Consider the following 22,859-nt stretch of genomic DNA (forward strand, 5'->3'; position numbering starts at 1 on the left):
CACCCAACCCCCTGAGAATCCAAGCGCGCCGCTCTGCGACGCTCCGCCTCATATAGGAGGGGCGGTAGGGGCCGCAAGGACCGAGGGACGAGAAAGCCGTTATTCGGCGGCATTTGTTTTCACCGGTTAACATTCCGGAGAGGCCGTTTCGGGAACGGCGCGCCGGGCCTGTCGGCGTATCCCGGAAGCTGCTATCGAACCCCCCATCCATCGATCCGCCTCAATCGCGCGTCAGGGAGCCTAGCGATGACAAAGATGCCCCTTACTCTCCGCCGCGTGGCCGCCGCGACCGCGCTCCTGCTGGCGATGCTCCTCGCCCCGGCCACACGGGCGCGCGCCGCCGACGCCGTTTTCCCGGCGGGCGTCCGCGTCGGCCTCGTGCCGCTGGAAGGGCTGACAGCCTCGCCCCAGTTTTCCGGCTTCATCAGTTCCGACCAGAAGGTTCGGGTCGGCCTGTCGGAAATCCCGGAGGCCGCGTTCACGGCCGTCGAGACGGCGGTGAAGAACAATTCCACGCCGGCGGGCTCGCCGAAGCCGCAAGTCTTCCCCACCACCGCGCGGCAGGGCTATCTGCTGACCGAAACCGGCAAGGACGGCGACGACGAGGTATCGAACTACACGCTGCTGCTGCCCGGCAACAAGTTCACCGGCTACGTCATCGTGCAGGTGCGCGGCGACGCGGGCGACGCCTATTCCGAGGCCAATATCCGCAAGATGCTCGCGAGCGCGGTGACGCGCGCCGAAATTCCGGTCGAGGAGCAGCTTGCCCAACTCGGCTTTAAGCTCGGCGATCTCGCGGGCTTCAAGCATGTGCGCACCATCGCGCCGCGCTCGGCGGTGCTGCTCAGTGACGGCGATGACGACGCCAGGCTCGACAGCTCCGCCTACATCATGGTCGGGATCATGCAGGGCGCCCCCACCCAGCCGGAGGATCGCGGCCGCTTCGCGCGCGATCTCGCCGCCAACATCGCGGGCCTGCGCGATGTGAAGATGACCAACAACGAGCCGCTGCGGATCGACAGCACGGCGGGCTACGAAACCCGCCTTGAGGGAGTCACTGGAAAAGACAACACCCCGGTGCGGGTGGTGCAGTGGCTGCGCTTCGGCTCAGGCTCCGCGACGCTGCGTATTGTCGCGAGCGCCCCGCAGTCCGAATGGTCCGACGCCTTCACCCGCTTCCGCGCCGTGCGCGACGGCATCAGCGCGAAGTAAGACCGGGACGTCTCAGGCCGCAGGCTTGGGCTCGTTCTTGGAGACGCCGACCATCGCCGGGCGCAGCATCCGCTCGCCGATCATGTAACCGGTCTGGATCACCTGCACGACGGTGCCGGGTGCAACCGAGTTATCCGGAACCTCGTACATCGCCTGATGCAGGTTCGGATCGAACTTCTCGCCCATCGGATCGAATTTCTTCACGCCGTTCTTCTCGAGCGAACGGTGCAGCGAACGCTCGGTCAGCTCGACGCCCTCGATCAGCGCGGTGAGGCCCGCATCGGCCCCGGCGCGTGCTTCCGCGGGCACAGCGTCGAGCGCGCGTTGCAGATTGTCGGCGATTTCCAGAATGTCGCGCGCGAAACCGGCGATGCCGTAGGCGCGCGCATCCGCGACCTCGCGCTGGGTGCGCTTGCGCAGGTTTTCCATCTCCGCCAGCGTGCGGAGCATCTTGTCCTTGGCTTCAGCGGCTTCCTTGACGAGTGCCTCGGAGGGCGTCTCCTCCGGATCGTCGGGCATGATGTACGGCTTGGAGACGCGCGGTTCGGCGGGCTTGGTCCCTGCGTTCTCCGCCGCTTCCGAATATTCCTTCTGGCCGTCGTTATCGGTCATCACGCTTCCACTGTCTGATTAAAGGTGTACGGCTGGCATATCGTCGTTTGGCGGCCAAAAATCAAGCGCGGCCACGCGCCCAAAATACCTATTTGCCGAGCATCTGGCTGACGATGCGCGCGGCATAATCCACCATCGGGATGACGCGCGCGTAGTTCAGCCGCGTCGGGCCGATCACGCCGAGCACGCCGACGATGCGGCCGGAGCCGTCGCGGTAGGGCGCGGTGATGGTCGAGGAGCCCGACAGCGAGAACAACTTGTTTTCCGAGCCGATGAATATCCGCACGCCGTCGCCGCGTTCCGCGAGGCCCAGCAAATCGGCAACGCCCTTCTTGGTCTCCAGATCGTCGAACAACAGGCGCACCCGTTCCAGATCCTCCATGGCGTGGAGGTCTTCGAGCAGATTGGCGTGGCCGCGCACGATCAGGCGGCGCTCGTCGCTGGAGCCGCCCGACCATGAGGCGACGCCGGCCGAGATGATCTTCTGCGTCAACTGATCGAGTTCATTGCGGCTTTGCGCCAATGCGGCTTCGAGATCGGCGCGCGCCTCGCTCAATGTGCGGCCGCGAATGCGCGCATTGAGGAAGTTCGAGGCTTCCACCAGCGCCGAGGACGGCACGCCGGGCGGCAGCGCGAGGATTCGGTTTTCGATCTGGCCGTCTTCGGCGACCAGAACAACGAGCGCCTGTTCAGGCTCCAGCCGCACGAACTCGATATGCTTGAGCCGCGTGTTGGATTTGCCCGTCAACACCACGGCGGCGGCGCGGGTGAGACCCGACAGCCGCGTCATCGCATCGCTCAGCGTGGCCTCGATCGACTGCGGCTTGCCGATCGCCGCCAACTGCGCCTGGATCGATTGCCGCTCGTCTTCCGTGAGGTCGCCGACCTGCATCAGCGCATCGACGAAGAAACGCAGGCCGAGTTCGGTCGGCAGCCGTCCCGCCGAGGTGTGCGGCGCATAGATCAGGCCGAGATGTTCGAGGTCCGCCATCACGTTGCGCACCGAGGCGGGCGACAGCGGCACCGAGATCATCCGCGAGATGTTGCGCGAGCCGACCGGCTCGCCGGTGGCGAGATAATTCTCGACAATTTGCCGGAAAATATCGCGGGACCGCTCGTTGAGCTGGGACAGCGCCGCGCCCGGCGTAATCAGCGAATCTTTCGGGTCGTGATGCGACAACCGTTGCTCCTTTGGAGGTCTCGATCCATTTTAGGACTTATCTGTTCGCGGCTTCAATGTGTTCCCGCCGCGCACGGCTGACAAGGCCGAATGCCTGTTCGGCCTTGCCGCGCCCGGCGCGGGCCCCTAAAAGCAGCCCAACATCCTTTCCTGCTTTGGAGAAACATATGCGTCCCAGCGGCCGCGCGCCCGACGAACTGCGTCCCGTCTCGCTCGAACGCGGCGTGGTGAAATACGCCGAAGGTTCCTGCATGGTGAAATTCGGCGACACCCATGTGCTCGTTACCGCTACGCTTGAAGAGCGGCTGCCGCCGTGGCTCAAGGGCCAAGGGCGCGGCTGGGTCACCGCTGAATACGGCATGCTGCCGCGCGCCACGCATGACCGCGTCCGCCGCGAGGCTTCCGCCGGCAAGCAGAGCGGCCGTACCGTGGAAATCCAGCGCCTGATCGGCCGCTCGCTGCGCACCACCGTCGATCTCGTCGCACTTGGCGAGCGTCAGATCACCGTCGATTGCGACGTGATCCAGGCCGACGGCGGCACCCGCACCGCTTCGATCACCGGCGCATGGGTCGCGCTCGCGGACTGCCTGCAATGGATGAAGGCGCGCAACATGCTCAAGACCGAGAATGTGCTGCGCGACAACGTCGCCGCGATCTCGTGCGGCATCCACAACGGCACGCCGGTACTCGACCTCGATTATTCTGAGGATTCCGAAGCCGAGACGGATGCGAATTTCGTCATGACCGGCGACGGCCGCATCGTCGAGGTGCAGGGCACCGCCGAGCGCACGCCGTTCTCGCAGGACGAATTCCTGAAACTGATGGCGCTGGCGCAAAGCGGCATCGGCCGTCTCGTGGAATTGCAGAAGATCGCGATGGCGTAATGCCCAATCACCGCCCCATCACCGGACGCCTCGTCATCGCCACCCACAATTCCGGCAAGCTCGCCGAGATGCGCGAGCTGCTCGCGCCTTACGGCATCGAGGCGGTGTCGGCGGGCGAGTTGAACCTGCCGGAGCCGGACGAAACCGGTACCACGTTTGCCGCCAATGCGCGCATCAAGGCGGCGGCCGCGGCGAACGCCACGGGACTGCCCGCATTCGCCGACGATTCGGGTCTTTGCGTCGATGCGCTCGACGGCCAGCCGGGGATCTATTCGGCGCGCTGGGCTGGGCCCTCGAAAGACTTCATGGCGGCGATGGCGCAGATCGAGCGGCTGTTGCAGGAGCGCGGCGCGACAGAGCCCGCGCAACGCAAGGCGCATTTCGTCTCCGCGCTGTGCGTGGCTTGGCCCGATGGCCACATCGAGGAAGTCGAGGAGCGCGTCAACGGCACGATGGTGTGGCCGCCGCGCGGCGACGCGGGCTTCGGCTACGATCCGGCATTTCTGCCTGATGGTCATACGCGCACCTTCGGCGAGATGACCAGCGTCGAGAAGCACGGACTGCCGCCGCTGGGCCTCGGTCTGTCGCATCGGGCGAAGGCCTTCGTAAAGCTCGCGGAGATCTGTCTTGGGCGCTGACGCACAAAATGCCTTCGGCGTTTACGTGCACTGGCCGTTCTGCCTGTCGAAATGCCCGTATTGCGATTTCAACAGCCATGTCCGCCACACCGCGATCGACGAGGAGCGCTTCGCCCGCGCCTTCGCGCGCGAGATCGCAACCACCGCCGCGCGCACGCCGGGCCGCACGGTGACCTCGATCTTCTTCGGCGGCGGCACGCCGTCATTGATGAAGCCACAGACGGTCGGCGCCATCCTCGACGCTATCGGACAACACTGGAATGTCGACAGCGGTGTCGAGGTCTCGCTCGAAGCCAACCCCACCAGCGTCGAGGCGACGCGCTTTGCAGGCTATCGCGCAGCGGGCGTCAACCGCGTCTCGCTCGGCGTGCAGGCGCTCGATGATGCCTCGCTGAAATCACTGGGCCGCATGCACAGCGCGCAGGAGGCGCTCGATGCGGTGGCGATCGCGCGCCGTTCGTTCGACCGCTATTCGTTCGACCTGATCTACGCGCGGCCGGGCCAGAGCGCGGAAGCATGGACGCAAGAACTTGAAGTGGCGATCTCGGAAGCCGCCGAGCATCTGTCGCTCTATCAATTGACCATCGAGGAAGGCACGCCGTTCTTCGGTCTGCACCGCGCGGGAAAACTGAAAACGCCCGACGAGGATCTCGCGCGCCAGCTTTATGACGTGACGCAGGAGGTCTGCGCCGCGCACGGCCTGCCGTCCTACGAGATTTCCAACCACGCGCGCCCCGGCGCGGAGTGCCGCCACAACCTCGTCTACTGGCGTGGACAGGAATATGCGGGCATCGGTCCCGGCGCGCATGGCCGTCTCGACATCGGCGGCCGCCGTCACGCCACCGCAACCGACAAACGCCCGGAAGCGTGGCTGTTGCGCGTCGAGGACAACGGCCACGGCATCGCGACAGAAGATTTGCTCGACAGCGAACAGCGCGCCGATGAATTTTTGCTGATGGGCCTGCGGCTTGCGGAAGGCATCGATCCGCATCGCTATGCGGCGCTCGCCGGACGCCCGCTCGATCCGCATCGCATCGCCGCGCTGAAGAACGACGGCGCCATCGTGATGGACGACAACGGGCGGCTGCGCGTGACGCAGGATGGCTTTCCACTGCTCGATGCCGTCGTCGCCGATCTCGCGGCGTAATCGTAAAAATTACGCCCCGAAACTTTTCGGCGAGGCCGACGCGATCTGTCCGCCGCCCGCCGCCACGCGCAGCACGGCGAGACCGCGCTCGTTGGTGCCGTTGGGACGAAAGCGAAACAGCCCGTCGATGCCGGTGAAGCCCGACACGTTGGTCAATACATCCGGCGAGAAGCGCGGGCCGCCGGAATTCACGCGCGACAAAGCCGCCACCAGCGCCACCGCGTCATAGGCCAGCGTCGCGGTGCGCACCGGGTCCTGTCCGTATTTGCCGCGATAGCGCTTGGCAAAGGCGCGATACCCGGACGGATCGGGTGCCGCGTAATAACCGCCCTGCAAATGCGGATCGGCGAATACCTTCGGATTGTCCCACAGCCCGGTGCCGAGCAGTTGCACGCGCTTGAGGTCCGCGCCCGCCGCCGCCAGTTGCGATGACAATTGCACCAGCACGTCGCCGTCATCGGCGAGCAGCAGCGCATCGGCGCTCCCCAGCGCCTGCGCGATGTTGCGCACGGCGGTCTGCACCTGGTTCGGATCGGTGGTGTACTTCTCGAAGGCCACCATGCGCGCGCCCTTGCGCGGCACGGCCTGCTTGAAGGTGGCCTCGACGACATTGCCGTAAGCGTTTTCCGGCAGCAGCGCCGCAAAGGAGCGCTTACCCGTGCCCGTGGAATAATCGATGATGCGGCTGACGTCGGTTTCCGGCAGGAAGCTCAACAGATAGACGCCCTGTCCGGCGACGCTGGCGTCGGTGGAAAACGCGATCACAGGAATGTTGCGCGGCCGCGCCTGCTGCGCGACGCCCGCCACCGAAAGCCCGAACAGCGGGCCGAGAATGATCTCCGCGCCTTCGCCGAGCGCCTGTTGCGCGGCGGTCTGCGCGCCCTGCGGCGTGCCGGCATCGTCCTTGATGAGAAGCTGAATGTCGGGATTCTGGAATTCCGCCAACGCCATCTCGGCGGCGTTCTTCATCGAATTACCGGCGATGCCCGCATTGCCCGCGCCCGACAAAGGCAGGATCAGCCCGACCTTCACCTGCCCCTTGCCGACGGCAATCGCTTCCTGCTGCGGGCCGGAAGGACCCGGCGGCGGCTGGTCGGTGCCTGTCAGCCCGGACATGCCGGCGCATCCGGCCAGAAGCGGCGCGCCGAGAATGAGCCCGACGGCGCTGCGGCGGGTGGTCAACAGGCTGGGTTTTGAAGGATGGGTCGGGACCGTCATCAACTCTCTTTCAGACCGGCTCCCTGATCGGCCCGGACACCATGACGGACCGATCTGGAGCCAAATTCAGACTTCTTGGCGGCCACCATACGGGAAAACGAAGAATTTGTGACCCCTGCGAATTTCCAAGCCCTTGAAATTTCCAAGTCCCTGGACTTCTCAAGCCTTTGAACTCTGAAGTTTTGGAATTCTGAAGTCCGGATCGTTCATTCCTTGCCCATGCAGCAAGACGATCGCGCGCGGACAGGCTACACTGTCCGCATGGCTCGCCCCTCCCCCCGCCCGAATACCGACACCACCACAGTTTCGCGGCAGATTCTGGTGGCGGGGCACGCCATCATCGTTCCGAAAGCGCCACCGGGACTGCATCTCGCCGCCACGCCGATCGGCAATCTCGGCGACATCACGCTGCGCGCGCTGGAGACGCTGGCGGGCAGCGACGTGATCTGCTGCGAGGACACCCGCGTCACCCGCAAGCTGCTGGACCGCTACGGCATCACTGCGCCGCTGTCGCCCTATCACGAGCACAACGCGGCTTTCGTGCGGCCGAAGATTCTCGCCCGCCTCGCGCAGGGCGAGTCGGTCACGCTGGTGTCGGATGCCGGCACGCCGCTTATTTCCGATCCCGGCTTCAAACTGGTGCGCGAGGCCTGCGCCGCCGGCTTTCCGGTTCACGCGCTGCCGGGCCCTTCCTCGATTCTCGCCGCGCTGTCGGTCGCGGCATTGCCGACCGACCGTTTCTTCTTCGAGGGCTTCTTGCCCGCGAAGGACGGCGCGCGCCGCAACCGCATTCACGAGCTGGCGCGGATCGGCGTCACGCTGGTGCTGTTCGAATCCGGCGCGCGGGTGCAGGAGACCCTGCGCGATCTCGCCGACATTCTCGGGGCCCGCGACATCGCGATCTGCCGCGAGATGACCAAGCTGCATGAGGACATCCGCCGCTTCTCGTTGGCTGACGCGGACACGCAATCCGCTCAACTGGAGACGCGCGGCGAATTCGTGCTGGTGATCGGCCCGCCTTCGGAGGAAACCGGGCGCATGAGCGAGGACCAGCTCGATGCGCTCTTACGCGAACAGCTCGCGCATGGCAGCGTGAAAGATGCCGTCACCACGGCCGTCGAATTGTCAGGTCATCCAAAACGCGAGGTCTATGCCCGCGCGCTGGCGCTCGCCCGCAAGGACGAGCCCGAATGAGCGCGCCGTCCGGAGATTCCGCGGCAGACACCGAACGCGTCACCGCGTTTCAGACCGGCCTCTCGGCCGAGCGGCGGGCCTGTCTTTATCTCGCAGCGAAAGGCTACCGCATTCTGGCGCGGCGCTACCGCACGCCGCATGGCGAGATCGACGTGGTGGCGAAGCGGCGCGCGACGCTGGCATTCGTCGAAGTCAAGGCGCGCAACACGCTCGATGATGCCGCCACCAGCGTCACGCCGCGCCAGCAGCAGCGCATCGCCGCCGCCGCCTCGCTCTGGCTCGCCGCGCATCCCGACCATGCAAATCTGGACTGCCGATTCGACGTGATACTGATTGCGCCGAGGCGGCTTCCGCGCCATCTGGAAGCGGCGTTCGAGACTTCCTCATTCTGATAACCGAATTCATCCCACAGCCGGACCGACCATGACCTTGAAAGTTGCCGTTCAGATGGACCCGATCGCGCGCATCAACGTGCGCGGCGATTCGACCTTCGCGATGCTGCTCGAAGCGCAGAAGCGCGGACATCAACTGTTCTACTACACGCCGGAGCTTCTCTCGCTCTCGGGCCGGGATGTGGTCGCGCCGGTGCAGGCCCTGAGCGTGCGCGACGAACCGGGCAACCATTTCACCCTGGGCGACGCCAGACGCACCGACATGCAATCCTTCGACGTGGTGCTGTTGCGGCAGGACCCGCCGTTCGATCTCGCCTACGTCACCACCACGCATCTGCTGGAACGCATCCACCCCAGGACGCTGGTGGTGAACGATCCCAGGAGCGTGCGCGACGCGCCGGAAAAAATCTTCGTGATGGAATTTTCCGACCTGATGACGCCGACGCTGATCTCGCGCGACAAAGCGGAAATCGAATTGTTCAGGAAAGAACACGGCGACGTGGTGTTCAAGCCGCTCTATGGCCATGGCGGCGCGGCGGTGTTCAGGATCGCCGCGCAGGACATGAATTTCGGCTCGCTCTATGATCTCTTCTCGGTCACCTTCCGCGAGCCTTGGGTGGTGCAGAAATTCCTGCCCGGCGTGAAGGCGGGCGACAAGCGCATCATTCTCGTGGACGGCGAATTCGCCGGCGCGGTCAACCGCGTTCCGGCACCGGACGATCTGCGCTCGAACATGGTGCGCGGCGGCGCCGCCAAGGCGACCGACCTCACCCCCCGGGAGCGCGAGATCTGCGAACGCGTCGGCCCCAGCCTGAAGGAAAAGGGCCTTTTATTCGTCGGCCTCGACGTGATCGACGGCCATCTCACCGAGATCAACGTCACCTCGCCGACCGGTATTCGCGCCATCGCCAATCTCGGCGGGCCGGACGTTGCCGCCCATATCTGGAATGCCATCGAGGCGCGGCGACGATAGTTTTTTTCGATTCCACTTTAAGGAATTACTGATAATCATCTGCCAGATTATTGCCCGCCCTTATCTTGGGTTTATTGCTGGTAAGCGGCGCCGTCTTTAATTGCAGATTGTTGATTTATGTCCCTCGAGGTTTTCAGCGGCACATCGATTCCGCGCGAGCTCACGACGGCCGCGATGGAATTCCTGTGGGCCAAATGGAAAACCTTGCAGGCGACCGGCGACCTGACATTGCAGCGCCTCACCGAGGAATCGAACTATCCGCTGCGTGAGAACCTCGTCTACCTGATGACCACGGGCGACGACTTCGTCTACACCTATGTCGGCGGCGCCGTGCAGAAGGCGATCGGCCGCGATCGCGCCGGGGTCCTGCTGTCGGCCAGCGGCAATCCGATGAGCCGCGAATACGCGCAGGTCTATCGCAAGGTCGCCGACAACCTGATCCCCGCCTGCCTGCGCTACACGCTGCCGACCACGCAGAACGGCAAGATCTGGCAGCGCCTGGTGCTGCCGGTCCCGATCGCCGAGGCGGCCGTCTGCCTTGTGGTCTATTCGGAACTGATCGATCACCACCGGGAAGTCTACGACCAGTTGTTCAAGACCGCGCCGGACGCCATGGTAGTGGCCTGCCCGATCGCCAACGATGTCGGCCACACCAAGGATGGCTGGATCATCATGATGAACGACCGCGCCCGCGAGATGCTGAACTTCACCGGCAGCATCGGCAATCTGCGCCTCTCCCAGGTACCGCAATTCGCCGGGATCGACGTCTGGGGCCGGCTCTACGGCCCGAAGGCCGCCCACGAGGCGATCCCGATTTCCGCTGCCGGTTTCGATATCGAGCTGATGCGCTTTCCGCACGTTTTCGGCCTGAAACTGCGGCCCAGGATGCCGAATCTCGCGGCCGGGAATGTGACTCTGGCGCCTGCCGGAGCCTGAGTCTTTCAGGTCACACAATCTGCATTTGTTCTTTTAATGTTCTTGCACTGATCCGCCAAAGGGGTAGAGTTCCACCAGTTCGTTTCGGCGAGGTGGGCTTTCGGATGGTTCAGCACGTCTCCACCATGGCCTTTGAGGGCATCGAGGCGCGCGCCGTCGATGTCCAGGTGCAGGTCGCGCCGGGGCTGCCCGCTTTCTCCATCGTCGGGCTGCCGGACAAGGCCGTCTCCGAAGCCCGCGAGCGCGTTCGCGCGGCGCTGATCGCCTCGGGCCTTGCGCTGCCCGCGCGCCGCATCACCGTCAATCTCGCGCCAGCCGATCTGCCGAAGGAAGGCAGCCATTACGATCTGCCCATCGCGCTCGGCCTGATGGCGGCGATCGGCGCGATCCCGCCCGACGCGCTGGCGGATTTCACCGTGCTCGGCGAACTCGGCCTCGACGGCTCGATTGCGTCTGTCGCGGGCGTGCTGCCCGCCGCGATCGGCGCCAACGCGCGCGAGCACGGGCTGATCTGCCCGGCGGCCTGCGGCGCGGAAGCCGCATGGGCCAGCCCCGATCTCGATATCGTCGCCGCAGGCTCGCTCATTCAGATCGCCAATCACTTCAAGGGCACGCAGGTGCTGTCGCGCCCCGAACCGAGGATCGCCGAGCAGACAAGCGAGACGCTCGATCTGCGCGACATCAAGGGGCAGGAAAGCGCCAAGCGCGCACTGGAGATCGCCGCCGCGGGCGGACATCACCTGTTGATGGTCGGCGCGGCAGGCGCGGGCAAATCGATGCTCGCCGCGCGTCTGCCCTCGATCCTGCCGCCGCTGTCGCCGTCCGAATTGCTGGAAATTTCGATGATCGCCTCCGTCGCCGGACAGATCGACGGCGGCGCGCTGACATCGAAGCGGCCGTTTCGCGCGCCGCATCATTCCGCAAGCATGGCCGCCCTCACCGGCGGCGGCATGCGCGCCAGGCCCGGCGAGATTTCGCTCGCCCATCACGGCGTGTTGTTCCTCGACGAACTGCCGGAATTCGACGCGCGCGTGCTCGATTCGCTGCGCCAGCCGCTGGAAAACGGCGAAGTCTCGGTGTCGCGCGCCAATCACCGCCTGACCTATCCCGCCCGCTTCATGCTGGTGGCGGCGATGAATCCATGCCGCTGCGGCCATGCCTATGAGCCGGGTTACTCCTGCAAGCGCGGGCGCGTCGATCGTTGCAGCGCCGATTATCAGGCGCGGCTGTCGGGGCCCTTGCTCGACCGCATCGACCTGCGCATCGAGGTACCTGCGGTGACCGCCGCCGATCTGATCCTGCCGCCGCCGGCGGAGGGATCGCGCGAGGTCGCGGCGCGCGTCGCCGCCGCGCGCGACATCCAGCTCAAGCGCTACGCGGCGCTCGGCCTGCCGCAGATCCGCACCAATGCGGAAGCGCCTGCCTCCGTGCTGGAGGAGATCGCCACGCTCGATACGCAAGGCTCCACGCTGATGCGCGAAGCCGCCGACAGCATGCGGCTGTCGGCGCGCGGCTATCATCGCGTGCTGCGGGTGGCGCGCACGCTCGCCGATCTCGACGGCGCGGACAGGATCGGCCGCGTGCATCTCGCCGAGGCGCTGTCGTACCGCGTGCTCGCCGAGGACCTGCAACGCGCCGCCTGATAACGCGAAAGTAACGATCGCTCTTTACACTTTACGAACCATGGCCGCAGTCCGGCCTGTTGTAGTGTAAGCGTTGAGTAGCGTTCCATGTTGCATCTTCGAATGCTGGCGTCAGCCATTCCTCTCCTCGCCGTCGGCGTTCTGGCGGGCGGACAATTCACTTCCGCCTCGCAACCCTGCATCGCAATCGGACACACCTCCGTGCAGCTCGCCACCGCACCGTGGCAGTCGCCGCAGCATGTCTCCTTCACCGACGATGCCAACCGCGCCACCGTGCGCGTGCAGCTCGTCGATCGCCCCGAGCTTGCGGACTTCGCGGTGGCCGACGATGTCGATGCGTCCGCCGATGCCACGCCCACCCGCAAGGGCTGCCCGATCACGGCGGCGACGCGCTATGTCACCATCGCCGCCCACGAAAAAGCATCCGAGCCGGTCATCTATCTGTCGGAACAGCCCGGCGATTATCGCCTCTATGTCAATTCAACCAGGGTCTCGATCCGCGATGCGGCAGCGCTGCTGATCGGAGCCGCGCCACGCCCCGGCAAGCTGGTCCTGTCCCAGCTTTAAGGATTCATTAGCCATCTTTTCATCTCGCGCGGCGAGAGACCGCCGCCTCAAGCCATTCGCAAGGGAGGGGCGGCAGTCTTTCCTTCAAATGAGCGAGGCGACGACAACGGGGATGCGGCCATGAACACTGGCGGAATGAAGCGTTTGAAGGCACGGCTGCGCCGGTTTTCCCGCCGCCACCGCCGGATCGTGAGCGCCATCCGCCTGTCCATGATCTTCTTCGCCACGTTCGGCGGCGGTTACGGTTTCGTGCGTGGCAGCCTGTCGCCATCGGCGAATTACGATCCGCAGACGTTCGCCGTCGGCATCAGCTTCCTGTTCGCGCTCGCCTGCCTCGCGCTCGCCATCCTGAGCATGCGGATGCGCTGGCTGAGGAAGAGCATGCGCAAGGTCTCGCTTCACAACGAGGCGCTGATCGATCGCAACTGGGAACTGAAGGAGGCCGAGGAGCGCGCGCGCAGCCTGTTCGAATCGCAAAGCGATCTTGTCGTGCTGCGCGATGCGCGCAAGCGTCTCACCTTCGTCAACGACACCTTCTGCGCCTATGCCGGCAAGCCGCGCGCGGAGCTGATCGGCAGCAATTACTGTCTGCCGGTAATCGAACAGGGCGACGACGCCACCGAATCCGGCGGCACCCGCATCCACGACCAGAAAGCGCAGACCGCGTTCGGTCCGCGCTGGATCGCCTGGCGCGAAACCCTCATCCGCCCTCACGCCAATGAGTCCGCCGAATTCCAGTGCGTCGGCCGCGACGTCACCGACCGCGCCGAGAGCGAACACGCGCTCGGCCTTGCCCGCGATCACGCCGTCTCGGCCAACCGCGCCAAATCGAAATTCCTCGCGGTCGCCTCGCACGAAATCCGCACGCCGCTCAACGGCATCCTCGGCATGAGCGCCTTGCTGCTCGACACCCCGCTGAACCCCGAGCAGGCCGCCTACGCCAAGGCGGTGAAGACCTCCGGCGAGGCGCTGATGTCGCTCGTCGAGGAACTGCTGGATTTCTCCAAGATCGAGGCGGGCAAGATCGACCTCGAACATCGCCCCTTCCATCTCGCCGGCATGATCGAGGAGATCACCGAATTGCTCGCCCCGCGCGCGCAGGCGCGGCGGATCGAGATCGCCTGCTATATCGACGAGCGCCTGCCGCTCGAGGTGACGGGCGATGCGGCGCGGCTGCGGCAGGTGCTGCTGAACCTCGCCAGCAATGCCGTGAAATTCACCTCGAAGGGCGGCGTCGCCCTGATCGTCGAGCCGGGGATCTGGCCCAACGAAATCAGCTTTATGGTGCGCGATACCGGCATCGGCATCCCGCCGGACGCGCAGCAACGGATTTTCCGCGAGTTCGAGCAGGCCGACGAACACATCGCGCTCCAATACGGCGGCTCGGGGCTTGGCCTCGCCATCAGCGAGCGCATCGTGCGCCGGATGGGCGGCCGCATCGCACTGGAGAGCGTGCCCGGCGAGGGCACGACCTTCGAAGTCTCGATTCCGTTGCAGGCTTCCGACACTTCGGCGATGACCACATGGCGCACGCCGGATCTCACCGGCAAGGCCGTGATGGTGGTGATGCCGCAGACCATCGGCGCATCGCTGGTGACGCGGCGGCTGGGGCGCTGGGGCGCACAGACCTGCGAGACATCCGACCTCGCCGTCGCCGAGGCGCTGCTGCCTGAGCGCGCATGGCACGCCGTCATTATCGACCACGCACTGGGCGCGGACGCCGTGCAGGCCCTCGGCGAACGCGCGATCTCCCACGCGACGCACCGTCTCGCGATGTTCACGCCCGCGGAGCGCCACGACCTGCGGCCCGCCGAAATGGCGGCCTTCACCGGCTACCTCGTCAAGCCGGTGCGCGCGGCCTCGCTGGCGGCGCGGCTCGCACCGGAAACGACGTTCGTGCCGGAACTGCCGGACGATCCCGAGACCGCGCGGACGCCTGCCGCGCCGAAGAAACTTTCGATTCTCGTCGCCGAGGACAACGAGATCAACGCGCTGCTGATGCGCTCTCTGCTGACCAGGCTCGGCCATCAGCCGGTGATCTGCATCAACGGCCGCGAGGCTCTGGAATCCTGGATCGCGGCGGAGACGGCGGGCGCGCGTTACGATGTCGTGCTGATGGACGTGCAGATGCCCGAGATGAACGGCATCGAGGCGACGCGGATGATCCGCGCCCGCGAATCGGAGCGCGGCCTGTCGCGCACCAAAATTCTGGCGCTGACCGCCAACACGCTGGTCGAGGACCGCTATGCCTGCTTCGAGGCGGGAATGGACGGCTTCCTCGTCAAGCCGCTGGACCGCGAGAAACTCGCGCAGGCTTTGAGCGACATCGTTCCGGCACACCTCGCCGCCTGATCTGTCATCGAAACGTCGCATGCGGACCTGGCCGCCGCTGTCATAAAACCATTGGACTAGGCGTGCTTAATCCGCCGCGAAACCGCTTCTGACCGATTCGAAAGAAGCGCCGCGGGGAAGAAGGATGCGTGGCGACAATGATGCCGGGTTGATACCCGGCGCGATGCAAAACTGGTTCAAACCTGAACTCGCGCGCACTGCGGCGATGGCCGCCGCGAACTGGCTGAAACCCGCCCGCCGCAGCATCGACATCCTCCGCCCCGATTTCGCGGCACCCCACATCGACACGCTCGGGCGCCTCGGCTCGCTCGAGGTTCGGCTCGCCACGTCGCGCGACGACATCAAGCGCGCGCAAAAACTGCGCTACAAGGTTTTCTACCGGGACGGCACCGCGATCGCGGATGCACCGACGCTGCTGGCCCGACGTGACAAGGATATGTTCGACAAGATCTGCGACCATGTCCTTGTTATCGATCACGACGCGCCGCTGACACGGCGCGGCAAGCAGCAGGTGGTCGGCACCTATCGCCTGCTGCGCCAGGAGATCGCGCGGCCCCACGGCGGTTTCTACACCGATGACGAGTTCGACATCTCCGCTTTGATGGAACGCCACGCGGGGCTGCGCTTCCTTGAACTCGGCCGCTCCTGCGTGCTGCCGCCCTATCGCACCAAGCGCACCGTGGAATTGCTGTGGCACGGCATCTGGACCTACGTCCGCCGTCACCGCATGGATGTGATGATCGGCTGCGCGAGCCTGCCCGGCACCGACCCCAACCGTCTGGCGCTGCCGCTGTCGTTCCTGCACCACCATGCGGCAGCACCCGAGGAATGGCGCGCGCGGGCGCATGCCTCGCGCTATGTCGCGATGAACCGGATGGCGAAGGATGCGATCGACGCCAAGGCGGCGTTGCGCGAACTGCCGCCGCTCATCAAGGGCTATCTGCGGCTCGGCGCCTTCATCGGTGACGGCGCCGTGATCGATCATCAGTTCGGCACCACCGACGTGCTGGTGGTGATGCCGGTCGCGGCGATCGCCTCGCGCTATATCGGCCATTTCGGCCCGGATGCGAGCCGCCACGCGGCCTAAGGCTCAAAGCCGCCGCAGCGACACTTTCTCCACCACATGATCGCTGCCCTTTTTCAGGATCAGCGTGGCGCGCGGCCGGGTCGGCAGCACGTTTTCATGCAGGTTGACGAGATTGATCGTGTTCCAGATCGAGAGCGCTTTCTTGCGCGCCTCCTCGTCGTTCAATCCCGCATAACGGTTGAAGTACGACCGCGGATCGTTGAACGCGGTGTCGCGCAATCTCAGGAAGCGCGTGACGTACCATTCGCGCAGGATGTCCTCATCGGCGTCGATAAACACCGAAAAGTCGAAGAAATCGGACACGAACGGAACGGCCTTGCCGTCCGCGGGCAGGCGGCCAGTTTGCAGCACGTTCAAGCCCTCAACGATCAGGATGTCCGGCTGGTCGATCTCCACCGTCGTGTTCGGCACGATGTCGTAGGTGAGATGCGAATAGACCGGCGCACGCACGCCGGGCCGTCCGGCCTTGATGTCGGAGAGAAACGCCAGCAACGCGCCGAGATTGTAGCTTTCGGGAAAGCCCTTCTTGTCCATCAGCCCTTCGCGCTCGAGATAGGCGTTGGGATGCAGGAAGCCGTCCGTGGTGATGAGATCGACCTTCGGCTTCGGCGACCAGCGCGCCAGCAAGGCTTGCAGCACGCGCGAGGTGGTGGACTTGCCGACCGCGACCGAACCCGCGACGCCGATGATGTAGGGCATCTTGCGGTCGCGGATGCGCAGGAAGCGGCGTTCGGATTCGAACAGCCGCTGGGCCGAACTGACGTAATAGGACAAGAGCCGCGACAGCGGCAGGTAGATTTCCTCGACCTCCTTGAGATCGAGCCGGTCCAGCATCGAGTGCATCTTCTCGATCTCGGACGCCTTCAGCGTCATCGGCGTGTCGTCGCGCAGCTTCGCCCATTGCGCGCGCGTGAACGACCGATAAGGATCGTATTTCTGCGGCTCGGCCCCGGTCGTCATGGCCCGTCTCTCTTCTTTCTTATTCCGGAACGGCGGACCGCGACGGATACGCAAACACTTCGGCGCTCACTCGGCCTTTATTAGTCCGCCTTGCGCGCCGCCTTTTCTTCCAGACCCGACATCTGCGTGCGGCGGGCGAGCTCAGCCTCGACCTCGGACAGCGCGATGCCGCGCGATTTCAGCAGCACCAGAAGATGGAACAGCAGGTCGGCGCTCTCGGCCACGATATGTTCGCGCGCACCATCGCTCTCGACCGACGCGATCACGACTTCGATCGCCTCCTCGCCGAGCTTCTTGGCGCAATGTTCCGGTCCCTTGTCGAGAAGCTTGCGGGTATACGACACCTCTCCGCTGGAGGCGGCGCGGGCATCGATGATTCCAGCCAGATCGTGAATGGTGAAACCGCTCATCGCATTGTTCCTTGAGCCTTTCCGGTTTCCGCCCGGGCGGCCAATCCCGTTATGTCTCTGTCATCCTACCAAAGACCCGGCAGCGTTCACGGGTCAAGACGCATCGGCAGCCCGGCGCGGGCCATATGCTCCTTGGCCTGCCGGATGGTGAATTCGCCAAAGTGGAAAATCGAGGCCGCGAGCACAGCGGTGGCGTGGCCCGAGCGCACACCTTCCACCAGATGATCGAGATTGCCGACGCCGCCCGAGGCGATCACCGGCACGGAAATGCTGTCGGCGATCTGCCGCGTCAGCGGAATGTCGAAGCCCTGCCGGGTGCCGTCGCGGTCCATCGAGGTCAGCAGGATTTCGCCGGCACCGAGCGACACGACTTCCTGCGCGTATTCCACCGCATCGATGCCCGTCGATTTGCGCCCGCCATGGGTGAAGATTTCCCAGCGGTCGGAATTGCCCGCGCGCGGCACGCGCTTGGCATCGATCGCGACCACGATACACTGGTTGCCGAATTTCTCCGCCGCTTCCTTGACGAATTCGCGGCGGGACACGGCGGCGGAATTGATCGAGACTTTATCCGCGCCGTGATTGAGCAGCGTGCGGATGTCGTTCACCGTGCGCACGCCGCCACCGACCGTGACCGGCATGAAGCAGGCTTCCGCCGTGCGCCTCACCACGTCGAGAATGGTGCCGCGATTCTCATGCGTCGCGGTGATGTCGAGAAAGCAAAGCTCGTCCGCGCCCGCCGCATCATAGGCAATCGCGGCTTCCACCGGATCGCCAGCATCGCGCAGATCGACGAAGTTAACGCCCTTGACGACACGTCCGTCCTTGACGTCGAGACAGGGTATGACGCGGGCCTTGAACATTCAGGCCGCCTTTGCCGCCGCGATTAAAGCGAGCGCCTGCGCCGGATCGATCCGCCCGTCATAAAGCGCGCGGCCGGAAATCGCACCTTCGAGCTTTCTGGCGCGCGGCGTGAGCAGCGCCTTCACATCGTCGATGGACGCGAGACCGCCGGAGGCGATCACCGGAATCGAGATCGCGTCCGCCAGCGCAATCGTCGCGTCGAGGTTGAGGCCCTTGAGCAGGCCGTCACGCGCAATGTCGGTGAAGATGATCGCGGCGACGCCCGCATCCTCGAACCGCTGCGCGATCTCGAGCGCGGTGACGGTCGAGGTTTCCGCCCAGCCTTCCACCGCGACCTTGCCGTCGCGCGCATCGAGCCCGACCGCGACGCGGCCGGGATATTTTTTCGCGGCTTCCTTCACGAACGCCGGATCGCGCACCGCGGCAGTGCCGATAATGACACGCGCGATACCCTTACCGAGCCATGCCTCAAGCGTGGCCATGTCGCGAATGCCGCCGCCGAGCTGCACCGGCATTTTCACGACCTTCAGGATCGCCTCGACCGCCTGCGCATTCTGCGGCTTGCCCGCGAACGCCCCGTCGAGATCGACGATGTGCAGATATGCGAATCCCTGCCGCTCGAAAGTCGCGGCCTGCGCGGCCGGATCGAGGTTGAACACGGTCGCACGATTCATGTCGCCCTGTTGCAGACGCACGCACTGGCCGTTCTTCAGGTCGATGGCGGGGAAAAGGATCACGGCTTCCACTTCAGAAAATTGGCGATTAGAGCGAGGCCGAAGCGCTGGCTCTTTTCGGGGTGAAACTGCGTGCCGAACATGGTGTCGCGGGCGACGATCGCGGTGAGCGGCCCGCCGTAATCGGCGCGCGCAACCACATCGCCCTCGCTCGCAGCGTTCAGGTGATAGGAGTGCACGAAATAGGCGTGGCGGCCCTTGTCGCCGAGCGGCAAACGCTCCAGCACCGGATGCTCGCGGGCAAGATCGAGGGTGTTCCAGCCCATGTGCGGAATCTTCAGGCTCTCGTCGCGCGGCGCGATCTTTTCGACGTCGCCGGAAATCCAGTCGAGCCCCGGCGTGGTGACATGTTCCTTGCCCTGCGTCGCCATCAACTGCATGCCGACGCAGATGCCGAAGAACGGCCGCGCCTTGCCGCGCACCGCCTGCGTCATCGCATCGACCATGCCGTCGAGCGCATCCAACCCTTTGCGGCAATCGGCGAACGCGCCGACGCCGGGAAGAACAATACGATCCGCGCGATAGACTGTCTCCGGATCGCGGGTGACGACAACTTTCTCCGGCAATTCAAGCGCGCGCGCGGCCCGCTCGAAAGCCTTCGCCGCCGAGTGCAGATTGCCGGAGCCGTAATCGATCAGCGCGACGCTCACCGCGAACCGTCCGGCATCGGGAAGAATCCAGCCGCATCCTGCGCGGCAATGGACGAGCGCGGCATCGGGATCGCGGGCGATGCCTTGGGCGAAAACGCAAAACTGTCCGCCGAACCGCGTTCAAAAAATCGCCGCTCGGCGGCTTCCTCGTCATCCGCCGCCACAAGACCGATCTGCTGCCATTTGCGGCGCGACAGCGTCCAGCGGCGCAGCGCACCGGCTTCGCTGCCGAGAAACAGCGCGATCACCAGCATCGTGACGGCATAGGCGAAGCCCGACGCATGGGTGAAGCGCAGCATGATTTCCGCCGCGAGCTGCACCACGATATAGCCGAGCAGTACCAGCCAGAGCCTGCGATAGATCAGCCAGATGAAGCCGAGCAGGAACGCCCAGACATGAAAGCCGTCGCGCACGAACACGATCTTTTCAGGCGCGGCGCGAAAATCGTTGCCGAGGCTCTTCGGGGCGTGAACGGTGTAGACCGGCATAATTCATCTCCGGCGGCGCGCGAATACGCTAGCCGCCTAACTGACCCTTGGTCGAGGGCACCGCGCCATTCGCGCGCGGATCGATCGCGACCGCGGCGCGCAGAACGCGCGCGAGCCCCTTGAAGCAGGACTCCGAGATGTGATGGCTGTTCTCGCCATACAAGGTCTCGACATGCAGCGTGATACCCGCGTTCATCGCGAACGCGTGGAACCATTCGCGCACCAGTTCGGTATCGAACTCGCCGATCTTGTCGCGCGGAAATTCCACCCGGAACACCAGCACGGGACGGCCGGAAATATCGATGACGACGCGCGACAGCGTCTCGTCCATCGGCAGATGCACGTCCGCGTAGCGGGTGATGCCCGCCATGTCGCCCAGCGCCTGTTTCACCGCCTGACCGAGCGCGATGCCGACATCCTCGGTGGTGTGGTGGTGATCGACATGCAGGTCGCCCTGCGCCTTCACCGTGATGTCTATGCCGGAATGGCGCGCCAGCAGATCCAGCATGTGGTCGAAGAAACCGATGCCGGTCGCGACGTTGGAGACACCCTTGCCGTCGAGATTGACGCTGACGGCGATGTCGGTCTCCTTGGTCTTGCGCTTGATCGTGGCCGTGCGCATGAAATTCGCTCCAGAACCCAATTTTGAGCGCCTTTTAACAGGCAGATGACGCCTTCGCTACTGCAACAGTGGCCGGGAGGGCTCCCAATCGCCGCTATGGTGACCGGATTTTTCCGGATTCCGGGCTCCCATGGCCGCCGTTTGCATCCCAGGCGCGCCTTTCCTAAATGGAAGCCAGTCAGGGGACAGATTCCATGCAGAATTCGCAAGCCGAGAGCTGGCACGGCACCACGATCCTCACCGTGCGCAAGGGCGGCAAGGTGGTGGTGGGCGGCGACGGCCAGGTCTCGATCGGCCAGACCGTCATCAAGTCCAACGCCCGCAAGGTCCGCAAACTCGGGAAAGGTGACGTGATCGGCGGTTTCGCCGGCGCGACCGCCGACGCCTTTACGCTGTTCGAGCGGCTGGAGAGCAAGCTCGAGCAATATCCGGGACAACTGACGCGCGCCTGCGTCGAGCTCGCCAAGGACTGGCGCACGGACCGCTATCTGCGCCGCCTTGAGGCGATGATGATCGTCGCCGACAAGGATGTCTCACTGGTGCTGACCGGCACCGGCGACGTGCTGGAGCCCGAGGACGGCATCATCGCCATCGGCTCCGGCGGCAATTATGCCTTGGCCGCCGCGCGGGCATTGTCGGATTCCGCGCATGACGCCGAGGCCATCGTGCGCCGTTCGCTCGAAATCGCGGCCGACATCTGTGTCTACACCAACCGTAACCTGACCATCGAGACGCTGGCGACCTGATGACCGACTTTTCTCCCCGCGAAATCGTTTCCGAACTCGACCGCTTCATCGTCGGCCAGCATGACGCCAAGCGCGCGGTCGCCATCGCGCTGCGCAACCGCTGGCGCCGGCTGCAACTCACCGGCAGCCTGCGCGAGGAGGTGCTGCCGAAGAACATTTTGATGATCGGCCCCACGGGCGTCGGCAAGACCGAGATCGCGCGCAGGCTGGCAAAGCTCGCGGGCGCGCCGTTCATCAAGGTCGAGGCCACGAAATTCACCGAGGTCGGCTATGTCGGCCGCGATGTCGAACAGATCGTGCGCGATCTCGTTGATGTCGCCATCGCGCAGACGCGCGAGAAGAAGCGCAAGGATGTCGAGGCGCGGGCGGAACTCGCCGCCGAGGAGCGCGTGCTCGATGCGCTGGTCGGCGCCAACGCTTCCGCCAGCACGCGGGATTCGTTTCGACGAAAATTGCGCGCGGGCGAACTCAACGACAAGGAAATCGAGGTCGAGACGCAGAGCGCGGGAGGCGCCCCGATGTTCGAGATTCCCGGCATGCCGGGCGCGCAGATGGGCGCGATCTCGATTGGCGACATTTTCGGCAAGATGGGCGGCCGCACCAAGACGCGCAAGCTCACGGTCGCGGATTCGCATCAGGTGCTGGTCAACGAGGAATCCGACAAGCTGCTGGACGACGAGGCGCTGACGCGCGACGCGATCCATGCGGTCGAGAACAACGGCATCGTTTTCCTCGACGAGATCGACAAGATCTGCGTGCGCGACGGCGCGCGCACCGGCGACGTGTCGCGCGAAGGCGTGCAGCGCGACCTCTTGCCGCTGATCGAGGGCACCACGGTTTCCACCAAGCACGGGCCGGTGAAGACGGATCATATTTTATTTATCGCCTCGGGCGCGTTCCACATCGCCAAGCCTTCCGACCTGCTGCCGGAATTGCAGGGCCGCCTGCCGATCCGCGTCGAGTTGCAGGCGCTGGTGCGGGACGACTTCCGCCGCATCCTCACCGAGCCGGAAAGTTCGCTCATCAAGCAATATGTCGCGCTGATGGAGACCGAAGGCGTGACGCTCGACATCACCGACGATGCCATCGACGCGCTGGCCGATGTCGCCGTGGCAGTGAACGCAAGCGTGGAGAATATCGGCGCGCGCCGCTTGCAGACCGTGCTGGAGCGTGTGCTCGACGACGCTTCGTTTCAGGCGCCCGATCTGCACGGCCAGACCGTCATCATCGATGCCGCCTACGTGCAGAAGCACATCGGCGATCTGGCGAAGAACGCGGATTTGAGCCGGTTTATTTTGTAGATGTCACTCCGGGGCGCGCGTGAAACGCGCGAACCCGGAATCTCTCGCG

Annotated in this window: 24 protein-coding genes; 14 read left to right on the forward strand and 10 right to left on the reverse strand. The window is 64.9% G+C overall.

The genetic code is table 11. From position 1 onward, the window contains the following. Nucleotides 1–246 precede the first annotated feature (246 nt). A complete protein-coding gene (locus AFIC_RS00825; RefSeq protein ID WP_275247308.1) occupies nucleotides 247–1,212 on the forward strand; it encodes a hypothetical protein in 966 nt (321 codons plus the stop codon). A gap of 12 nt (nucleotides 1,213–1,224) precedes the next feature. Here AFIC_RS00825 and grpE read toward each other — a convergent pair whose 3' ends face one another. Beyond that, complete coding sequence (gene grpE / locus AFIC_RS00830) at nucleotides 1,225–1,824, reverse strand: nucleotide exchange factor GrpE (protein ID WP_275247309.1); 600 nt, start codon at nucleotides 1,822–1,824, stop codon at nucleotides 1,225–1,227. Nucleotides 1,825–1,912: 88 nt separating this feature from the next. Continuing rightward, a complete protein-coding gene (gene hrcA, locus AFIC_RS00835; protein WP_275247310.1) occupies nucleotides 1,913–3,004 on the reverse strand; it encodes a heat-inducible transcriptional repressor HrcA in 1,092 nt (363 codons plus the stop codon). A 167-nt stretch (nucleotides 3,005–3,171) separates the two neighbouring features. Here hrcA and rph point away from each other — a divergent pair, with 167 nt between their 5' ends. The 3 genes from rph to hemW are packed head-to-tail and all read left to right on the forward strand — an operon-like array spanning nucleotide 3,172 to nucleotide 5,673. Further along, nucleotides 3,172–3,888: a ribonuclease PH gene (gene rph / locus AFIC_RS00840; RefSeq protein ID WP_275247311.1), complete on the forward strand. Its 717-nt coding sequence runs from the start codon at nucleotides 3,172–3,174 to the stop codon at nucleotides 3,886–3,888. After that, nucleotides 3,888–4,526 (forward strand): RdgB/HAM1 family non-canonical purine NTP pyrophosphatase, encoded by a 639-nt coding sequence (gene rdgB / locus AFIC_RS00845; protein WP_275247312.1) that lies wholly within the window; start codon nucleotides 3,888–3,890, stop codon nucleotides 4,524–4,526. The genes rph and rdgB overlap by 1 nt, the downstream gene beginning before the upstream one ends. Further along, nucleotides 4,516–5,673, forward strand: coding sequence for a radical SAM family heme chaperone HemW (hemW, locus tag AFIC_RS00850; RefSeq protein ID WP_275247313.1), 1,158 nt, complete (start codon nucleotides 4,516–4,518; stop codon nucleotides 5,671–5,673). Before rdgB ends, hemW begins: the two co-directional genes overlap by 11 nt. Before the next feature lie 9 nt (nucleotides 5,674–5,682). On the opposite strand, the gene AFIC_RS00855 is transcribed toward hemW, so the two are convergent. Beyond that, nucleotides 5,683–6,891: a penicillin-binding protein activator gene (locus tag AFIC_RS00855; protein ID WP_275247314.1), complete on the reverse strand. Its 1,209-nt coding sequence runs from the start codon at nucleotides 6,889–6,891 to the stop codon at nucleotides 5,683–5,685. Between the two features lie 261 nt (nucleotides 6,892–7,152). Here AFIC_RS00855 and rsmI point away from each other — a divergent pair, with 261 nt between their 5' ends. The 8 genes from rsmI to olsB all read left to right on the forward strand — a co-directional run bounded on the left by rsmI (nucleotide 7,153) and on the right by olsB (nucleotide 16,035). After that, entirely contained in the window at nucleotides 7,153–8,085 is a 933-nt protein-coding gene (rsmI, locus tag AFIC_RS00860; protein ID WP_275247315.1) for a 16S rRNA (cytidine(1402)-2'-O)-methyltransferase, read from the forward strand. Beyond that, nucleotides 8,082–8,477, forward strand: a complete 396-nt coding sequence (locus AFIC_RS00865; protein WP_275247316.1) for a YraN family protein — start codon at nucleotides 8,082–8,084, stop codon at nucleotides 8,475–8,477. The genes rsmI and AFIC_RS00865 overlap by 4 nt, the downstream gene beginning before the upstream one ends. A gap of 31 nt (nucleotides 8,478–8,508) precedes the next feature. After that, nucleotides 8,509–9,450 carry a glutathione synthase gene (gshB, locus tag AFIC_RS00870; protein WP_275247317.1) on the forward strand — a complete coding sequence of 314 codons (942 nt, stop codon included), beginning with the start codon at nucleotides 8,509–8,511 and terminating at the stop codon, nucleotides 9,448–9,450. Nucleotides 9,451–9,567: 117 nt separating this feature from the next. Continuing rightward, nucleotides 9,568–10,386, forward strand: a complete 819-nt coding sequence (locus AFIC_RS00875; protein ID WP_275247318.1) for a hypothetical protein — start codon at nucleotides 9,568–9,570, stop codon at nucleotides 10,384–10,386. A gap of 104 nt (nucleotides 10,387–10,490) precedes the next feature. Then, nucleotides 10,491–12,029, forward strand: coding sequence for a YifB family Mg chelatase-like AAA ATPase (locus tag AFIC_RS00880; RefSeq protein WP_275247319.1), 1,539 nt, complete (start codon nucleotides 10,491–10,493; stop codon nucleotides 12,027–12,029). A gap of 87 nt (nucleotides 12,030–12,116) precedes the next feature. After that, complete coding sequence (locus tag AFIC_RS00885) at nucleotides 12,117–12,596, forward strand: hypothetical protein (RefSeq protein ID WP_275247320.1); 480 nt, start codon at nucleotides 12,117–12,119, stop codon at nucleotides 12,594–12,596. A 120-nt stretch (nucleotides 12,597–12,716) separates the two neighbouring features. Continuing rightward, nucleotides 12,717–14,948, forward strand: coding sequence for a PAS domain-containing hybrid sensor histidine kinase/response regulator (locus tag AFIC_RS00890; RefSeq protein ID WP_275247321.1), 2,232 nt, complete (start codon nucleotides 12,717–12,719; stop codon nucleotides 14,946–14,948). A gap of 124 nt (nucleotides 14,949–15,072) precedes the next feature. Continuing rightward, the gene (olsB, locus tag AFIC_RS00895) at nucleotides 15,073–16,035 is read left to right on the forward strand and encodes a l-ornithine N(alpha)-acyltransferase (protein ID WP_275247322.1); all 963 of its coding nucleotides are present in this window, start codon (nucleotides 15,073–15,075) and stop codon (nucleotides 16,033–16,035) included. A gap of 3 nt (nucleotides 16,036–16,038) precedes the next feature. On the opposite strand, the gene coaA is transcribed toward olsB, so the two are convergent. From coaA to hisB, 7 genes are all read right to left on the reverse strand, one after another. Then, a complete protein-coding gene (gene coaA, locus AFIC_RS00900; protein WP_275247323.1) occupies nucleotides 16,039–16,995 on the reverse strand; it encodes a type I pantothenate kinase in 957 nt (318 codons plus the stop codon). Nucleotides 16,996–17,075: 80 nt separating this feature from the next. Next, on the reverse strand, nucleotides 17,076–17,405 hold the full coding sequence (locus AFIC_RS00905) for a phosphoribosyl-ATP diphosphatase (protein ID WP_275247324.1): 330 nt from the start codon (nucleotides 17,403–17,405) through the stop codon (nucleotides 17,076–17,078). An 86-nt stretch (nucleotides 17,406–17,491) separates the two neighbouring features. Next, entirely contained in the window at nucleotides 17,492–18,268 is a 777-nt protein-coding gene (gene hisF / locus AFIC_RS00910; RefSeq protein WP_275247325.1) for an imidazole glycerol phosphate synthase subunit HisF, read from the reverse strand. Next, nucleotides 18,269–19,006: a 1-(5-phosphoribosyl)-5-[(5-phosphoribosylamino)methylideneamino]imidazole-4-carboxamide isomerase gene (gene hisA, locus AFIC_RS00915; protein WP_275247326.1), complete on the reverse strand. Its 738-nt coding sequence runs from the start codon at nucleotides 19,004–19,006 to the stop codon at nucleotides 18,269–18,271. Beyond that, nucleotides 19,003–19,653: an imidazole glycerol phosphate synthase subunit HisH gene (gene hisH / locus AFIC_RS00920; RefSeq protein ID WP_275247327.1), complete on the reverse strand. Its 651-nt coding sequence runs from the start codon at nucleotides 19,651–19,653 to the stop codon at nucleotides 19,003–19,005. The genes hisA and hisH overlap by 4 nt, the downstream gene beginning before the upstream one ends. Continuing rightward, nucleotides 19,650–20,141: a DUF2628 domain-containing protein gene (locus AFIC_RS00925; RefSeq protein ID WP_275247328.1), complete on the reverse strand. Its 492-nt coding sequence runs from the start codon at nucleotides 20,139–20,141 to the stop codon at nucleotides 19,650–19,652. The genes hisH and AFIC_RS00925 overlap by 4 nt, the downstream gene beginning before the upstream one ends. Before the next feature lie 28 nt (nucleotides 20,142–20,169). Further along, complete coding sequence (gene hisB, locus AFIC_RS00930) at nucleotides 20,170–20,763, reverse strand: imidazoleglycerol-phosphate dehydratase HisB (RefSeq protein WP_275247329.1); 594 nt, start codon at nucleotides 20,761–20,763, stop codon at nucleotides 20,170–20,172. Nucleotides 20,764–20,957: 194 nt separating this feature from the next. Between hisB and hslV the strand changes: the two genes are divergently transcribed. Beyond that, the gene (gene hslV, locus AFIC_RS00935; protein WP_275247330.1) at nucleotides 20,958–21,509 is read left to right on the forward strand and encodes an ATP-dependent protease subunit HslV; all 552 of its coding nucleotides are present in this window, start codon (nucleotides 20,958–20,960) and stop codon (nucleotides 21,507–21,509) included. Continuing rightward, nucleotides 21,509–22,810 carry an ATP-dependent protease ATPase subunit HslU gene (gene hslU, locus AFIC_RS00940; protein WP_275247331.1) on the forward strand — a complete coding sequence of 434 codons (1,302 nt, stop codon included), beginning with the start codon at nucleotides 21,509–21,511 and terminating at the stop codon, nucleotides 22,808–22,810. Before hslV ends, hslU begins: the two co-directional genes overlap by 1 nt. Nucleotides 22,811–22,859: the final 49 nt, after the last annotated feature.

The organism is [Pseudomonas] carboxydohydrogena (assembly GCF_029030725.1).
Classification (GTDB): domain Bacteria; phylum Pseudomonadota; class Alphaproteobacteria; order Rhizobiales; family Xanthobacteraceae; genus Afipia; species Afipia carboxydohydrogena.

Coding starts and splice junctions, on each gene's coding strand:
- AFIC_RS00825 (WP_275247308.1), top strand. CDS start 247: ATGACAAAGATGCCCCTTACTCTCCGCCGCGTGGCCGCCGCGACCGCG.
- grpE (WP_275247309.1), bottom strand. CDS start 1,824: ATGACCGATAACGACGGCCAGAAGGAATATTCGGAAGCGGCGGAGAAC.
- rph (WP_275247311.1), top strand. CDS start 3,172: ATGCGTCCCAGCGGCCGCGCGCCCGACGAACTGCGTCCCGTCTCGCTC.
- rdgB (WP_275247312.1), top strand. CDS start 3,888: ATGCCCAATCACCGCCCCATCACCGGACGCCTCGTCATCGCCACCCAC.
- AFIC_RS00855 (WP_275247314.1), bottom strand. CDS start 6,891: ATGACGGTCCCGACCCATCCTTCAAAACCCAGCCTGTTGACCACCCGC.
- rsmI (WP_275247315.1), top strand. CDS start 7,153: ATGGCTCGCCCCTCCCCCCGCCCGAATACCGACACCACCACAGTTTCG.
- AFIC_RS00865 (WP_275247316.1), top strand. CDS start 8,082: ATGAGCGCGCCGTCCGGAGATTCCGCGGCAGACACCGAACGCGTCACC.
- gshB (WP_275247317.1), top strand. CDS start 8,509: ATGACCTTGAAAGTTGCCGTTCAGATGGACCCGATCGCGCGCATCAAC.
- AFIC_RS00875 (WP_275247318.1), top strand. CDS start 9,568: ATGTCCCTCGAGGTTTTCAGCGGCACATCGATTCCGCGCGAGCTCACG.
- AFIC_RS00880 (WP_275247319.1), top strand. CDS start 10,491: ATGGTTCAGCACGTCTCCACCATGGCCTTTGAGGGCATCGAGGCGCGC.
- AFIC_RS00885 (WP_275247320.1), top strand. CDS start 12,117: ATGTTGCATCTTCGAATGCTGGCGTCAGCCATTCCTCTCCTCGCCGTC.
- AFIC_RS00890 (WP_275247321.1), top strand. CDS start 12,717: ATGAACACTGGCGGAATGAAGCGTTTGAAGGCACGGCTGCGCCGGTTT.
- olsB (WP_275247322.1), top strand. CDS start 15,073: ATGCGTGGCGACAATGATGCCGGGTTGATACCCGGCGCGATGCAAAAC.
- coaA (WP_275247323.1), bottom strand. CDS start 16,995: ATGACGACCGGGGCCGAGCCGCAGAAATACGATCCTTATCGGTCGTTC.
- AFIC_RS00905 (WP_275247324.1), bottom strand. CDS start 17,405: ATGAGCGGTTTCACCATTCACGATCTGGCTGGAATCATCGATGCCCGC.
- hisF (WP_275247325.1), bottom strand. CDS start 18,268: ATGTTCAAGGCCCGCGTCATACCCTGTCTCGACGTCAAGGACGGACGT.
- AFIC_RS00925 (WP_275247328.1), bottom strand. CDS start 20,141: ATGCCGGTCTACACCGTTCACGCCCCGAAGAGCCTCGGCAACGATTTT.
- hisB (WP_275247329.1), bottom strand. CDS start 20,763: ATGCGCACGGCCACGATCAAGCGCAAGACCAAGGAGACCGACATCGCC.
- hslV (WP_275247330.1), top strand. CDS start 20,958: ATGCAGAATTCGCAAGCCGAGAGCTGGCACGGCACCACGATCCTCACC.
- hslU (WP_275247331.1), top strand. CDS start 21,509: ATGACCGACTTTTCTCCCCGCGAAATCGTTTCCGAACTCGACCGCTTC.